We start from the raw sequence: 15,202 nt of genomic DNA, 5'->3' as shown, positions 1-15,202 counted from the left end.
TTGTTTTCTCTTAACCGTAGAATAGCAAACTCATCTTAAACCAGCCTAAAGCAAAAAAAGACTCAGAGAGCCTTTTCCTTTATTTCAATTTTTCTTTCAAATATTGCCCCGTGTAACTTTCTGGAACAGCTACTACCTCTTCAGGAGTACCTGTAGCTACGATAGTACCTCCACCAACACCGCCTTCAGGACCCAAATCAATGATATGGTCTGCGGTCTTAATGACATCCAGATTATGCTCAATCACGAGAACCGTGTTACCATCGTCCGCAAAACGCTGAAGTACCTTCAAAAGACGAGCAATGTCATCTGTATGGAGACCAGTCGTAGGTTCATCGAGAATGTAGAAAGACTTCCCAGTAGAGCGTTTGTGAAGCTCACTAGCCAGTTTCATACGCTGGGCCTCTCCCCCTGATAGGGTTGTTGCTGGTTGCCCCAGGGTCACATACCCGAGCCCCACGTCCTTGATTGTCTGCACCTTACGAGCAATCTTAGGGATAGCCGCAAAGAAGTCAACCGCGTCATCAACTGTCATATCCAGAATTTCAGCAATATTTTTCCCTTTATAACGAACTTCTAAGGTCTCAGAATTATAGCGTGTGCCATGGCAAACCTCACAAGGCACATAAACATCAGGCAAGAAGTGCATCTCAATCTTGATAATTCCATCACCAGAGCAGGCTTCACAACGGCCACCCTTGACATTGAAAGAGAAACGCCCCTTCTTGTACCCGCGAATCTTGGCCTCATTGGTTTGAGCAAAAAGATCGCGAATATCGTCGAAGACACCTGTGTAAGTTGCAGGGTTGGAACGTGGAGTACGCCCGATTGGACTTTGGTCAATATCAATCAAACGCTCGATATGCTCGATCCCGGTCACCGATTTATGTTTCCCAGGTTTCTCACTGTTTCGATTAAGCTCTTGGGCAATCTTTTTCTTGAGAATACCATTAACCAAAGTTGACTTTCCAGAACCAGAAACACCTGTCACTGCGATTAATTTTCCAAGCGGGAACTTGACAGACACATTTTTTAGATTATTTTCACTGGCTCCTTTAACCTCGATAAAACGGCCATTACCTACACGGCGTTCCGTCGGTACAGGAATTGATTTTGCACCTGACAAATACTGTCCCGTGATAGATTTCTTGTTTTTAGCAACTGCTTCTGGGGTTCCTGAGGCTATGATTTGTCCACCAAAGGCACCAGCGCCAGGTCCCACATCGATAAGCCAGTCAGCTTCACGCATGGTATCTTCATCATGCTCCACCACAATTAAGGTATTGCCCAAGTCACGCATCTTTTTAAGACTTGAAATCAAACGATCATTATCACGCTGATGAAGCCCTATAGAGGGCTCATCCAAAACATAAAGGACTCCAGAAAGGTTAGAGCCAATCTGTGTCGCCAAACGGATACGCTGACTCTCACCACCTGAAAGTGTTCCGGCCATACGAGAGAGAGTCAAGTAATTAAGGCCGACATTATTTAAGAAAGTCAGACGATCCTTGATTTCCTTGATAATTGGGCGGGCAATCAATCCTTCATTTTCACCCAATTCAAGGCGATCTATTTCCTGAAGATGATCAGAAATAGACAAATCAGAAATTTGACCAATATTTAAGCCATTCTCACCACCAACACGAACTGAGAGCGCTGCTTCGTTAAGACGATAGCCATGACAAGTTGGACATGATAGTTCATTCATATAACCACGCATGACATTGCGAGTGAAATCACTGTTAGTCTCATGATAGCGTCGATTAATATTAGTCGCGACCCCTTCAAAAGGAATGTCAATATCACGCACCCCACCAAAATCATTAACATAATGAAAATGGAACTCGCGATCCCCAGATCCGTAGAGAATCAAATCTTGTTCTTCTTTTTTAAGATTTTCAAATGGCGTATCCATATCCACGCCAAACTGTTCCATAGCCTGCTCAAGCATGGCAGGATAGTAGTTGGACGAGATAGGATTCCAAGGTGCTAGTGCGCCTTCACGCAAGGTCTTACTAGCATCAGGAATAACCAAATCCATATCAACTTCTAGTTTATTTCCTAAACCGTCACAAGTCGGACAAGAGCCAAATGGCGCGTTAAATGAAAAGAGACGTGGCTCCAACTCAGGTACTGTGAATCCACAAACTGGACAAGAATAATGCTCTGAGTATAGCAGCTCATTATCATCCATAGTATCCACAATCAAGTAGCCATCCGCTAAACGTAGCGCCGCCTCGACTGAATCAAAGAGACGACTACGGATACCGTCCTTATTGACCAAACGGTCTACAACCACCTCAATATTATGCATCTTCGACTTGGATAACTCTGGAACTTCTGTAACATCGTAAATCTCACCATCTACACGAACACGAACATATCCGTCCTTTTGCACGCGCTCAAAAATCGCCTTATGTTGTCCCTTCCTACGACGGACAATGGGCGCCAAAATCTGCATACGCGTACGATCAGGAAGGGCCAAGACCTCATCCACAATTTGTTCCACTGAGGACGACTGAATGGCTCCATGCCCATTGATACAATAGGGCACACCCACACGCGCATAAAGGAGACGAAGATAGTCATTAATCTCCGTTGCTGTTCCTACAGTCGAACGAGGGTTCTTACTCGTTGTTTTCTGGTCAATGGAGATGGCAGGACTCAAGCCATCAATCGAATCCACATCTGGTTTCTCCATATTTCCCAAAAATTGGCGAGCATAGGCTGAGAGACTTTCAACATAACGGCGCTGCCCCTCTGCATAAATGGTATCAAAAGCCAAGGATGACTTCCCAGATCCTGACAAACCGGTCACCACTACCAGCTTATCGCGGGGAATTTCCACATCAATATTTTTTAGATTGTGAGCTCTTGCTCCATGAATCACTAACTTATCTTGCATAATTTTAAGAGGCCCTAGCCCTCAAGCTACTGCCACTCCTTTCTACAGACGGATGGAAAATCCATCCCAACCTTCTCTCATAATTATAACAAAATTTCAATTTATCCAACCCAAAAATGTTTCAAATGTAGTATAATGGTTGAGTGTGTAAAAAAGGCAAGAGACATCGTCACCAAGCCTCATTCGACACCACTAAAAAAGCTAAGAGCAGCGTTTTTGTACTGAAAAGCGATTCTCAAAACTATCACTATTCCTTTTAAAATCAAGACGCTAGCACTTACCTAATGACGAAGGAGGGGTTCCCATTGAAACAAATGTTCTTATCCACCGGAAAAGAATTCAAAGAAATTGAAACATTCGAGCCTGGTGCTTGGATTCATTTGGTAAACCCTTCCCAGGAAGAAGCCATGAAGGTTGCAGAACGTTTTAACATTGATATCCAAGATCTCCGCGCCCCTCTGGACGTGGAAGAAACATCACGTATCGATGTCGAAGATGACTACACCCTAATTCTGGTCGACGTCCCAACCCAAGAAGAGCGTAATAACAAAAGTTACTACGTTACCATTCCATTGGGTATCATCGTTACCGATGAGGTAGTCGTCACTACCTGCCTCGAGGACATCAGCCTTATGGACAACTTCCTCAATCACCGTGTACGTAACTTCTATACCTTCATGAAGACACGCTTTGTCTTCCAAATTCTCTATCGCAATGCTCAACTTTACCTAACCGCCCTACGTTCTATCGACCGTCAGAGCGATAAATTGGAAGCTCAGTTGGAAAATGCGACAAAGAACGAGCACTTGATTGATATGATGGAATTGGAAAAATCCATTGTCTATCTAAAAGCCTCACTTAAGATGAATGAGCGAATTGTCAAAAAGCTAACAGGTAACGCCTCTAGCTTGAAGAAATATATCGAGGACGAGGATCTCTTGGAAGATACTCTGGTCGAAACCCAACAGGCCATTGAGATGGCAGGGATCTATGAAAATGTCTTGAACGCCATGGCTGAAACCTCGGCCTCCATCATCGGTAATAACCAGAACACTATCATGAAAACACTCGCTCTCATGACTATGGCTCTGGACATCCCAACCGTTATCTTCTCCGCTTATGGTATGAACTTTAAAAACAATTCTATGCCACTAAACGATTTAGATAATGCCTTTTGGGTTATTTTCTTCATAGCGGCTTTCGGGTCATCTTGCGTTGTTATCTACTTTATCAGGAAAAAATGGTTCTAACATAGAGCCTCTTCTTTTCCCTAAACTTCAACACTAAAAATAATATTATTTATCGAAAGGTCATCTCATGGACATCCAAAATCTCACCAAGAAAAACCAAGAATTTATTCACATCGCAACTAACCAACTCATCAAAGATGGTAAGTCAGACCAAGAAATCAAAGATATTCTTGCCGATATTATTCCTGAACTTATCGAAAATCAGAAAAAAGGAATCACAGGCCGCGGACTCCTTGGAGCCCCAACTGTTTGGGCAGCTAGCTTCTCTCCTGAAAAGCACCAACAACCTGAAACTGGAAAACCTAGCAAAGAAATTCCAGAAACAGACAAAACACCTTGGAAGATGTGGCTTGATACCTCACTATTCCTTCTAGCCATTGTTGCTATTATGAATGCAATCTTTGGTTTCTCAGGTACACAAACAAGCTACGGTCTCACAACCCTTCTTTCAGTTTCATTTATTGGTGGCCTTGCTATGTATACCCCTTACCACTATATCTATCGTCATAATAACAAACCAAAAGAAGAACGTCCTAAATGGTGGTTTAGCATGACCGTTATTACACTTTCTTTCATTGCATGGTTTGCTCTCTTCAGCCTTACAGCCCTTCTTCCTAGCTATCTCAATCCTGGGCTTTCTCCAATTGTAATCCTTATTATTGGTGTTATCGCTGGTGTTGCCAAATATTTCTTCAAACGTCGCTACAACGTCCAAAGCACTTACGCACCAGCATCTTAATCAACCGATATCTCAAGCACCCATGAGGGTGCTTTTTTGCATAAGAAATCTTGACACAGCTGGTCCTTCTATACTAAAATGTTAAAGTTAATAGACAAAAGAAAGAACTCCAATAGATGCGTATCAAATTTCCTTTACTTATCATCACTTGCTGCCTATTACTTATGGCTTGCAGCCACAAGACTAGTCAAAAAAGCTATCAGGCTTACTATAGTTTCAACAATGTGACAACCCCAAGTCAGGAAAAGCAGCTAGCTAAAGATTTAAAAAGCAAGGGTATTCCAACAAAAGACTGGGATAATCTAGTTCCTTATATCGACCGCTACAATCAGGAAAACACAAATCTTCAGCCTGTTGTCAAAAAATGGACCCCAAGCAAAATCGGCAAGGATCAAAATCAATTTGTCACCTTCCTTAACGAAAAAACGTTTGAAGATAATAAATCTCACTTCACCGATGATTTGAACTGCCGACGGACGTCCTTCCTCCTCCTTCATGATCTCATTACAAGCTCGGAGGACCTTACTAAATTGGACCTCCCCCTTCAAAATGAATTTCTGGATCTCAAGTCCCGTCACAAAGAGCTAAATACCAAGGATCAAGCCCTCTATAGCCTTCTCTTTGGGGATAATATCAGCTACCAGTCTACAGATGACCTCTTGAAAGCTTGGAAAGAAGCTGGACTCAAGTTTCCAGAAAATGTAAAACTCCTCTCCGTCTTTCAAAATAGCCCTGGTGATGTTAGTAACTTCCACACAGCTATAGCTTACGAAAAAGATGGTAGTATCTATATTTTTGAAAAACAAGATCCAACACTTCCTTACCGCTGGAGTCGTTTCAACAATTGGGCCGACATCAAAACACACTGGTTAGGCAATCGTTTCAAGGTTTTCAAAGACAATGTTGATATCCTCGTTAATGATCAGAAATTTGATGATTTCTTAGAAAACGCATTTTTCATACCACAAAACAACCAACTAGCTCCTCAAGATAAATGAGAAGACCAGTTGGTTTTTCTTTTACTCTAAAGCACAAGATTAAATCTCTCCACTATCAGCCCTAGAAATGACAAAAGTCTACAAAATCAAGACAGAAAAAAATACCCTCAGGCGAGGGCATTATTTTTAGTCTTCGTTTACGTAAGGCATAAGTGCCATAACGCGAGCGCGTTTAATCGCTGTTGTTACTTTACGTTGGTTTTTAGCTGAAGTTCCTGTTACACGACGTGGAAGAATTTTACCACGTTCTGAAACGAAACGGCTAAGAAGCTCAGTATCTTTGTAATCAACATATTCAATTTTGTTTGCTGCGATGTAATCAACTTTTTTACGGCGTTTGAATCCGCCACGACGTTGTTGAGCCATGTTTATTTCTCCTTTATATATTTAATTCGTTTTGCCCATTCTTAGAATGGAAGATCGTCATCTGAAATATCCATTGGATTTGAATTACCAAATGGACTTTCGTCACGACCGAAGTTTGGTGTAGATTGTGCAGGTTGTGATCCACCAAATGAACCACCAGTTGAAGCTCCACCACCGAATGAATTTGAGTTATCAAATCCTCCAGCCTTGTATGAACCACCACTGTGACCTTCACGTGCCGCACGGCTTTCCAACATTTGGAAATTGTCAGCGACAACTTCAGTTACGTAAACACGTTGACCTTGTTGATTTTCATAGTTACGAGTCTGAATACGACCTGTAATTCCAATCAATGCACCTTTCTTAGCCCAGTTAGCCAAATTTTCAGCCTGCTGGCGCCAGATGACACAGTTAATAAAGTCAGCTTCACGTTCACCATTAGCACCTTTAAAGTTACGATTAACCGCAAGGCTGAATGTTGCAACAGCAACATTACTTGGTGTGTAACGAAGTTCCGCATCACGGGTCATGCGACCAACGAGTACGACATTATTAATCATAATTTACCTTCTTACGCGTCAAGTTTAACGATCATGTGACGAAGAATGTCACCGTTGATTTTTGAAAGACGGTCGAACTCGTTAAGAGCTACAGCGTCGTTCGCTTCAACGTTTACGATGTGGTAAAGTCCTTCACGGAAATCTTGGATTTCGTATGCAAGACGACGTTTTTCCCAATCTTTTGATTCAACAACAGTTGCACCGTTGTCAGTCAAGATAGAATCGAAACGTGCTACCAAAGCGTTTTTAGCTTCTTCTTCAATGTTTGGACGAATGATATAAAGAATTTCGTATTTAGCCATTGATATTTTCCTCCTCTTTTGGTCTAATGACTCATGGTCTTTCGCCACGAGTAAGTGAGGTGCACTCACAAGATATAATTCTACCAAAGAATAGGGGATAATGCAAGAAAAAAGTCAATGTGTCTGTTCTATTTTTATGAGACTTAAAAATCACTCAGAAAACACTAAGCCTTATCTGTTATCTTTTCTCAGGCCAAACTTCATGCTAAAATAATAGAATGCTTTACCGTAAAAATAAATTAGGAGAGGAACTAGGGCTTCCAATCTTTAACCACTACTATAGTATTCCTGTCACTTCTCTTGAATTTGACCTTAACAACTCAGAGCAGAGTGATACCTACATCATCACTTTTAAACAGGACAATAACCTCTTTGTTGTCGACATGACACATAATCTTGGCCACACCAGTCATTTTGATGCCGCCTCTCTCTTTACAAAAGACAAACTCCTATCAGGTATCGCAGCTGTACCCCTAGCTGCTGTCTACAACATCCAAATTTTTGCTTTTCCAAATGAGTTACACTTTCTGGCATCCAGTCACCATCTTAAAAATCTAGTTGCTCTATATTTTAAAGACCCAGAAACCATGCGTTACCTCAAGACGACAAAGAATATAGGTGACTAGGTAACTAGGTATCAACTGGAGTCGGAGAAACTAGCAAGACAAGGTAAGGTTTTTGAATTTTTCAAGTACACCAATCGAGGTAAGGTGAAAGAAGAAAATAACTTGTCCGAGGTGTCTAGCAAAGACTACGATTTCATCCCTGATTTCCATCCTTTTTTAAGCTCACCACGGAACCAGCAAGTCCTGAGTATACCTGTGACCTACTTTGATGATAAAACTGGGCAAACTGTCAAAATCGACATTATGGGCTGGTATATCAAGGATCAACAGCTTAAGATCCGTTGGAAACCCAAATACATGCGGAAACGCCGTTGGCGATCTTCACGTATCTCTGTTGACATCGTGACTGATAACTACTTCTTTCAGGGCCAAATTTACAGAAATGGTAGTGCACCGATTTTTCTGGATAACTTATGTTTTGATAGCAAAATTCCCAAGAGTTTCCTGCCACATCTTCAAAAACAATACCAAATTTTTTTATCTCTAGTAGAGGAACAAAAAAGACTGGCCTTGCTTCGAAAGGTTCAGTTAAACAATAAGAACTAAGAGTCTTTCGCCAAAAATCAACATACTCAAAAAGCTCATTCTTACACGCTAGAATGAGCTTTTAAGATTCTTCAATTGTCATTAGAACATCCTTTTGGAATTTTGTAAAAAATATTTTCATAAGGAGGAGCTATTGTGTGTCACCATTTTTATACCTAGCAATCATAAATTACCTCCATCAACTTATAGATGATTTTTAACCATTTTAAGATTTTCTATTACATTGGTATCACTCCCTAAGCTATTTTGTGCAATAACTTGAAGTGTCTCCATTTTTATAACGTCCTAAGTTCAGCATCATAGCAATCACCCCTGATTCTTATGATTGAGACCTATCTCCCCACTGACCACTCAATGAGGACCTACTTATCGCCGTTCTTATAACGACTTACATCAAACATCAACATAAGCGTCACCTCGGTACTTTGTTACAAGATTTCAGCATTAAACTATTGTCGATAGTTCACTTGTTTGGCATTGGTATCACTCCTTAAGCTATTTTACGCGACAGCTTAAGTGTCTCCATTTTTATACCTACTAACATTTCTCATGAGCTTTACCTCACTTTTTCGTAAGTTAACAGATTTGATTTTAGCTTCCGACTTCTGGTGGTATCACTCCCTTGTAGCTATTTTATGCGACTTAATTAATCTCCGTTCTTGTAACGCCCTACTGTCATGTGACCACGCTCCTCAGAGATGATTGGTAAAGTTATTTGTTTTGCCTACTGTTTTGTTTAGAGATCTTAGTCTCCGTTTTTGTACCTTGAAATATTGACTCTCACCATGGCTTTTACCTCCTTGATGAATCCTTATCTTCTTTACACTTTTATTATAATGTAAACGCTTACTTTTGTCAATCTTTTTTCTCTAAAAGACGCAAGATTTTTTGAAAAAAGATTTCTTTGCTACAATAGACACATGTTAGATTTAAAAGAATACGGCATTATCATGTGGGATGCTGAGAAAATCGCATCTTTTCGTCGTACCCTTCTGGACTGGTACGATCGTGAAAAACGGGATCTACCTTGGCGTCGAACTAAGGACCCCTACTATATCTGGGTCAGTGAAATCATGCTACAACAAACTCAAGTGCAGACTGTCATTCCCTATTACGAGCGCTTTTTAGACTGGTTTCCAACAGTTAAGGATTTGGCTGAAGCTCCAGAAGAAAAACTCCTCAAAGCTTGGGAGGGGCTAGGTTACTATTCACGTGTCCGAAACATGCAAAAGGCCGCCCAGCAAATCATGAATGACTTTGCTGGTCAGTTTCCAGATACTTATGACAACATTGCAAAGCTCAAGGGCATTGGCCCTTACACAGCTGGTGCTATTTCTAGCATTGCTTTCGGACTCCCAGAACCTGCTGTGGATGGCAATGTTATGCGAGTCATGGCTCGTCTCTTTGAAGTTAACTACGATATCGGCGACCCCAAAAATCGCAAGATTTTCCAAGCTATTATGGAAATTTTGATTGATCCTGACCGTCCAGGTGACTTTAATCAAGCACTTATGGACCTTGGGACCGATATCGAATCAGCTAAAAACCCTAGACCCGATGAAAGTCCTATCCGTTTTTTCTGCGCAGCCTATCTCAATGGAACCTATGACAAATACCCTATCAAATTGCCAAAGAAAAAGCCCAAACCTATGCAAATTCAGGCTTTTATTATCAGAAATATGAAGGGTGAATTTCTGCTCGAAAAGAATATCGAAGGGCGCCTACTGGGGGGGTTCTGGACTTTCCCTATCATGGAGACGGACTTTATTGGTCAACAACTCAGCCTTTTTGACAATGATAATTGTGTCCTCGAAACCGTTTCACAAAAAGCTGTTTTCGAGGAAAATTATGCCCTCAAACCAGGCTGGACAAAGCATAATTTTACACCTGTGAAACATACCTTCAGCCACCAAAAATGGACCATCGAGATGGTGGAAGGTATCGTCAAAGACGACAAACTTCCTACTGACAAGGAGCTATGCTGGGTAGCAGCTGAGAACTTCGACCAGTTCCCAATGGCCACACCACAGAAGAAAATGATTAGAACGTATGAAGACAGCAAAAAAGGATAGCATTGAGTGCTAACCTTTTTCTTATGCATCAAGTTTATCGTGTTTACGGCTACGTAAAGCAAGATATACTTTTGAAAGAACTATTCCCAAAAAGATATAAAACAATTCCAAATAAGTCACATTTTTTGACATCAAAAATTCAATCATACCCAACACAACGCTCCGTAACTTACTGCTCCTCCAGCTAATCCCAACAAGGCTCCTCCTGGGCCACTAGTGACAAGACCTATGATACTTGTTCCGAGGGCCGCCTTAGCTGCATTGTTCCAACTACATCCACCACCTACAACCACTGATAATTCCTCATGCGTCAATACTTGTTGTGTCATTTCTAATGTTTTCAATATATTTTCTCCTTATAATATTATTTTTTCTATTTTTGATAATTGTGAGTTGCAAATCACTTAGTGTCCTCACTAACCACTAAGAGATATCCTAAAATTAACTGTCTATTCTATCTCCTTTCATTTTAAAGACAACCGTCGCTAGCTCTCGGTTATATCCTTAAGTTATGTTTTTATTATAGGCAAGATTGCTAATAAAAAATAGTGACATAAATGTCACTATGGGGAACCAAAAAAGCCGAAACCTTCAAGTTTCAGCTTGTAAATTATTAGTCTACTTTGTAGAAGAAGTAACTATCGTCAGTGGTACCATAAAGTGACTGTCCACCCCAGATGCGGTCCTTACTTTTATCTGATTGATCATCTACTTTCTCATTAGGTGACGATGTTACTTCCCCTGTCAGAGATACTCCTTTAGGTAAGAATGCTATCGCTCCTCCGCCAACTCCAACACCAGATTTGGGACCTGTACCTGATTTAAGGTAGCCATCAGTTACTTTAGAATTTTCAATGTTTACTCTTTCTGTATCACTAACCAAGCCGTTCTTGTCAAAAGTCATCGTATAGCCTTTACCATTTTTCCAAGTTCCAGCGATGCTTGAGAAATCCCCATTTTGAATAGCATTGATATCCATACCTGTCTCTTTGTTTGACTTGCTGTCACTACTACTTTCTTCTGTATCGTCGCTACTTGAGTCATCAAAGTCATACCAGTCTTCGGAAGACAAATCTAGAGTCTGAGCATCACCCAGGCCAACCTTACTGGCACCGTCTGTTGTCTCAGACATGCTGAAATCAACCGATTGAATCTGATTAAAGGCACCATCCTTGATTTCATAGGTCTCAGCCTTTGCTTCTGGCTTCATTCTATGAAATAACTGACAATAAATAATCCCATTTTTATAAAAACGCAATGTATTCAAGTAACCGCCCTTGGCAAAGGTTCCAGCACTTATGGCAAATACAGGCTTGTCATCGTTATCAAGATAATAAAGTGCATGAACACTGTCAGGAGAACCTATCAGAAGTTCAGCCGAGCCATCATCATTGATGTCTACATAGCTATATTGGACTTTTCACCCACTCTATTGGCTTCAAAAATCGTATTAGTTGAATAAGCTTCCTCAGTTGAGAGGTTGCTTGGAACAGCTGATGTATCACCGGTCAGAGCAATAGGGCGATAAAGATCCAAGACTGAAGCATAAAGCTCATCGTAGCTTACTTCCTCGGTTTCGGACGAATCGCCACTCACTTGCTCAGACTTAGCAGCACTTTTTTTCGAGCCTGAACCACCCGTATTTGTTGCGTTACAGGCCGTCATCAAGAATAAACTTGATAGAAGCGCAAATCCTGTTAATTTCTTTTTCATAACTATCCTTTCATAAGAAACGACCTAATAAAAACATTAAATCATTTAAATCTCTCTGACATTATGTTAACAATTGTATGGTTTATTAGTCGAGTATTTTTTGAAAAATTAATCTATATTCTCACGTCTCTAATTGTTTATATAATCGAACCAAATGGTATAACTTAGTATTTCTAAATTATATTAAATTAGAAATTTAATTAAATTATCTATAGATTAATCAGTAATACTTTGTAATTACAAGTAGAGCCACCAAAAAAGCCGGACCTCAGTCCAGCTTTCATCTGTCTATTTCTACTTGGTCATAAAGTAGGTGATAATCACCAATACTGCTACGATACCTAGGACAACGGCTAGAAATCCCAGCATGTAACGCAAGAGAAAATAGGTAAATGGAAATTTTTCTTTCATGTTTTACTTTGCCTCATACCATGTGCGGCCGTCATTTTCATCTGCGATGAGTGGGACAGCGAGTTCTACTGCAGCTTCCATGGTTTCTTTGACCAAGGCTTTCATAGCTACAAGTTCGTCGTTTGGCACCTCAAGGACGATTTCATCGTGCACTTGGAGGAGCATCTTGGTTTTATAGCCACCTTCTACCAAAGCCTTGTCTAAGTTAATCATCGCAATCTTGAGAATATCAGCAGCACTTCCTTGGATAGGAGAGTTGATAGCTGTACGCTCTGCGAAGTTGCGGACATTAAAGTTACGAGAATTGATATCTGGTAACTCACGACGGCGGTGGAAGAGGGTTTCTACGTATCCTTTATCCTTGGCCTCACGAACCACATTATCCATATAAGCCTTAATACCAGGATAACGCTCAAAGTAGGTGTCAATATACTCCTTGGCCTTCTTACGGCTAATGCCAAGGTTGTTAGAAAGACCAAAGTCAGAAATGCCATAAACGATACCGAAGTTAACAGCCTTGGCGTTACGACGGTCGTTAGGTGTGACATCCTCTGGCTTTTCAATACCAAAGACACGCATAGCTGTAGAGGTATGGATATCTGCTCCCTCTTTAAAGGCTGCAATCAAATGCTCATCGCCCGAAATGTGGGCAAGCACGCGCAACTCAATCTGTGAGTAATCCGAGCTTAGAAGCACTGCGTCCTCAGTCGATGGGACAAAGGCCTTACGAATGAGACGGCCCTGCTCCAAGCGAACGGGGATATTTTGCAAGTTGGGATCCACTGATGAGAGACGCCCTGTCTGTGTTAAATCTTGCATGTAACGGGTATGGATCTTGCCATCCTCAAGAATATAGTCCTGAAGCCCCAAGACATAGGTAGACTGGAGCTTGGTGATTTGGCGATATTCCAAAATCTTAGCTACGATTGGAGCAATTGGCGCCAAACGTTCAAGGACATCCACAGCCGTTGAGTAACCTGTCTTGGTTTTCTTAGTGTATTCCAAAGGCAGCCCCATTTTTTCAAAGAGGATAACACCCAACTGTTTAGGCGAGTTAATATTGAACTCCTCGCCCGCCATTTCATATATTTCTTGGGTCAATTTGTCGATTACTACTTGGTTTTCCACTGCCATCTCGTTAAGGGTTTGTCCCTTAACCTTAATACCAGCGATTTCCATCTTGGCTAACACATTTGCCAATGGTAATTCCATGTCAAAGAGAAGATCTGATTGATTGTGTTCAGCTAGCTTTTCTAGCATGACTGGTTTAGCGACCTGCAGGACTTTGACTTTTTTAGCCAGGTGGCTGAGCAAGATCTCTTTTTCAGGAACAGCACGCTTAGCCCCCTTACCATAGACCACTTCATCTGTTTCTAACGGTAGGTCCGTATAGAGACGGGCAATGGTTGACAATTCATTGTCTTCAACGGTTGAGAGCAGATACTTGGCCAGGCGTGCATCAAAATTCGCCGTAGGTAAGTCAATACCTAGATGGCTCAAAAGCACCTTACTACGCTTGAAATCGTAGATATTAACAGCTTTTGAAAGAGCTGCTTGGAAGGCTTCTGATTTGAGTAGGTCAGTATCTGTAGAGGCATAAATCTGCTTGTCATTACCCCAAGCAAAACCGATGATAGGTTCTGTGTGATAATTGTCACCTAGGATTTCAAAATAGAAGAAATCGTCAGAGCTAAAGTGATCTGCTGTCACTTGGCTAGGCTCTGTATAGGCCACATCAAAATCTTGTGGGACAGCCTCTCCACCAAGGGCATTTTTGAACTGAACAAAGCCCATCTCGTCATAAAAGGCTGCCAATTTTTCAAGGTCAGGTCCCTTAAAGGCAGTATCATCTAGTCCAATTTCAATGGGTGACTGGGTATCAATGGTCGCCAAAGTCTTAGAAAGGAAGGCTTGTTCCTTGTCATTGATGAGGTTTTCCTTCATTTTGGACTTCTTCATCTCATCAATATGGTCATAAATTCCTTCAAGGGAACCGTGTTCCAAGAGGAGCTTGAGACCAGTCTTTTCACCTATCTTAGTAACCCCTGGAATATTATCGGACTTATCACCCATGAGGGCCTTAAGATCGATGAATTGCGCCGGAGTAATCCCCATTTTCTCCATGAGGTAGTCAGGAGTGAAGGCCTCAAACTCGGCTACACCTTTCTTCGAAATCTCAACGACTGTATTTTCATCAGTCAGCTGAATCAAGTCTTTATCCCCAGAAACAACAGTAATTTGATAGTCTTCACTGGTATTTTCAGCCATCTTAGCTAGGGTACCGATGATATCATCTGCTTCGTACTGGGCCAAGTCATAATAGGCGATGCCACGTGCAGCCAACATATCACGGATATAAGGGAACTGCTCACGGAATTCCTCTGGAGTCTTGGCACGACCAGCCTTATAGTCCGCAAACATCTCGGTACGGAAAGTTGTTTTCCCCGCATCAAAGGCTACTAGGACATGGGTCGGCTGAATACGCTCAAGTAGGTTGTCCAACATAAGGTGGAAACCGTAGATGGCATTGGTATGAAGGCCGTTATTGTTACGAAAACGGTCAATTTGATTATAGAGTGCGAAAAAGGCACGAAAGGCAACGGACGAACCGTCGATTAATAGTAATTTTTTCTGATTAGTCATAGGTTTATTATAGCATAGATGGGTGCATTGGTTTTGATTGAAAATCTCTTATTTTGAGAAGACTGTTTTGT

The 15,202-nt window shown here is 41.3% G+C and carries 12 protein-coding genes and 1 pseudogene; 5 read left to right on the top strand and 8 right to left on the bottom strand.

The annotated features are described in order from the left end of the window. Positions 1–79: 79 nt before the first annotated feature. Entirely contained in the window at positions 80–2,905 is a 2,826-nt protein-coding gene (gene uvrA, locus RWZ99_RS03650; protein WP_314676508.1) for an excinuclease ABC subunit UvrA, read from the bottom strand. Between the two features lie 305 nt (positions 2,906–3,210). Between uvrA and RWZ99_RS03645 the strand changes: the two genes are divergently transcribed. From RWZ99_RS03645 to RWZ99_RS03635, 3 genes are all read left to right on the top strand, one after another. Further along, positions 3,211–4,155: a magnesium transporter CorA family protein gene (locus tag RWZ99_RS03645; protein WP_037611177.1), complete on the top strand. Its 945-nt coding sequence runs from the start codon at positions 3,211–3,213 to the stop codon at positions 4,153–4,155. A 67-nt stretch (positions 4,156–4,222) separates the two neighbouring features. Beyond that, on the top strand, positions 4,223–4,894 hold the full coding sequence (locus tag RWZ99_RS03640; protein WP_314676507.1) for a DUF1129 domain-containing protein: 672 nt from the start codon (positions 4,223–4,225) through the stop codon (positions 4,892–4,894). A gap of 116 nt (positions 4,895–5,010) precedes the next feature. After that, positions 5,011–5,892: a DUF4300 family protein gene (locus RWZ99_RS03635; protein WP_314676506.1), complete on the top strand. Its 882-nt coding sequence runs from the start codon at positions 5,011–5,013 to the stop codon at positions 5,890–5,892. 126 nt (positions 5,893–6,018) lie between these two features. On the opposite strand, the gene rpsR is transcribed toward RWZ99_RS03635, so the two are convergent. Genes rpsR through rpsF form a run of 3 tightly spaced genes read right to left on the bottom strand, consistent with a single transcriptional unit; the run spans position 6,019 to position 7,120 of the window. Then, entirely contained in the window at positions 6,019–6,258 is a 240-nt protein-coding gene (gene rpsR, locus RWZ99_RS03630) for a 30S ribosomal protein S18 (protein ID WP_000068665.1), read from the bottom strand. Positions 6,259–6,299: 41 nt separating this feature from the next. Next, the gene (locus RWZ99_RS03625) at positions 6,300–6,818 is read right to left on the bottom strand and encodes a single-stranded DNA-binding protein (protein WP_314676411.1); all 519 of its coding nucleotides are present in this window, start codon (positions 6,816–6,818) and stop codon (positions 6,300–6,302) included. Positions 6,819–6,829: 11 nt separating this feature from the next. Continuing rightward, positions 6,830–7,120, bottom strand: a complete 291-nt coding sequence (gene rpsF, locus RWZ99_RS03620) for a 30S ribosomal protein S6 (RefSeq protein ID WP_037602621.1) — start codon at positions 7,118–7,120, stop codon at positions 6,830–6,832. A gap of 218 nt (positions 7,121–7,338) precedes the next feature. On the opposite strand from rpsF, the pseudogene RWZ99_RS09385 reads away from it, so the two are divergent. Together RWZ99_RS09385 and mutY are read left to right on the top strand one after the other, a co-directional pair. Then, positions 7,339–8,292, top strand: a pseudogene (locus tag RWZ99_RS09385) (hypothetical protein). Positions 8,293–9,212: 920 nt separating this feature from the next. Then, the gene (gene mutY, locus RWZ99_RS03605; protein ID WP_314676406.1) at positions 9,213–10,364 is read left to right on the top strand and encodes an A/G-specific adenine glycosylase; all 1,152 of its coding nucleotides are present in this window, start codon (positions 9,213–9,215) and stop codon (positions 10,362–10,364) included. A 143-nt stretch (positions 10,365–10,507) separates the two neighbouring features. Here mutY and RWZ99_RS03600 read toward each other — a convergent pair whose 3' ends face one another. The 4 genes from RWZ99_RS03600 to polA form a co-directional block, all read right to left on the bottom strand. After that, on the bottom strand, positions 10,508–10,708 hold the full coding sequence (locus tag RWZ99_RS03600; protein ID WP_314676405.1) for a Blp family class II bacteriocin: 201 nt from the start codon (positions 10,706–10,708) through the stop codon (positions 10,508–10,510). A gap of 269 nt (positions 10,709–10,977) precedes the next feature. Continuing rightward, positions 10,978–11,574 (bottom strand): DUF6287 domain-containing protein, encoded by a 597-nt coding sequence (locus tag RWZ99_RS03595; RefSeq protein WP_314676403.1) that lies wholly within the window; start codon positions 11,572–11,574, stop codon positions 10,978–10,980. Between the two features lie 188 nt (positions 11,575–11,762). After that, positions 11,763–12,077 (bottom strand): hypothetical protein, encoded by a 315-nt coding sequence (locus tag RWZ99_RS03590; protein ID WP_314676400.1) that lies wholly within the window; start codon positions 12,075–12,077, stop codon positions 11,763–11,765. A 414-nt stretch (positions 12,078–12,491) separates the two neighbouring features. Then, on the bottom strand, positions 12,492–15,131 hold the full coding sequence (gene polA / locus RWZ99_RS03585) for a DNA polymerase I (protein WP_314676398.1): 2,640 nt from the start codon (positions 15,129–15,131) through the stop codon (positions 12,492–12,494). Between the last annotated feature and the right edge of the window lie 71 nt (positions 15,132–15,202).

This window comes from uncultured Streptococcus sp., from assembly GCF_963545685.1.
Lineage (GTDB): Bacteria > Bacillota > Bacilli > Lactobacillales > Streptococcaceae > Streptococcus.
The sequence above is the reverse complement of the archived record's forward strand: the minus strand, read 5'-3'. Positions and strand labels throughout refer to the sequence as shown.

Coding starts and splice junctions, on each gene's coding strand:
- RWZ99_RS03590 (WP_314676400.1), bottom strand. CDS start 12,077: ATGAAAAAGAAATTAACAGGATTTGCGCTTCTATCAAGTTTATTCTTG.
- RWZ99_RS03625 (WP_314676411.1), bottom strand. CDS start 6,818: ATGATTAATAATGTCGTACTCGTTGGTCGCATGACCCGTGATGCGGAA.
- polA (WP_314676398.1), bottom strand. CDS start 15,131: ATGACTAATCAGAAAAAATTACTATTAATCGACGGTTCGTCCGTTGCC.
- mutY (WP_314676406.1), top strand. CDS start 9,213: ATGTTAGATTTAAAAGAATACGGCATTATCATGTGGGATGCTGAGAAA.
- uvrA (WP_314676508.1), bottom strand. CDS start 2,905: ATGCAAGATAAGTTAGTGATTCATGGAGCAAGAGCTCACAATCTAAAA.
- rpsF (WP_037602621.1), bottom strand. CDS start 7,120: ATGGCTAAATACGAAATTCTTTATATCATTCGTCCAAACATTGAAGAA.
- RWZ99_RS03635 (WP_314676506.1), top strand. CDS start 5,011: ATGCGTATCAAATTTCCTTTACTTATCATCACTTGCTGCCTATTACTT.
- RWZ99_RS03595 (WP_314676403.1), bottom strand. CDS start 11,574: ATGAAGCCAGAAGCAAAGGCTGAGACCTATGAAATCAAGGATGGTGCC.
- rpsR (WP_000068665.1), bottom strand. CDS start 6,258: ATGGCTCAACAACGTCGTGGCGGATTCAAACGCCGTAAAAAAGTTGAT.
- RWZ99_RS03640 (WP_314676507.1), top strand. CDS start 4,223: ATGGACATCCAAAATCTCACCAAGAAAAACCAAGAATTTATTCACATC.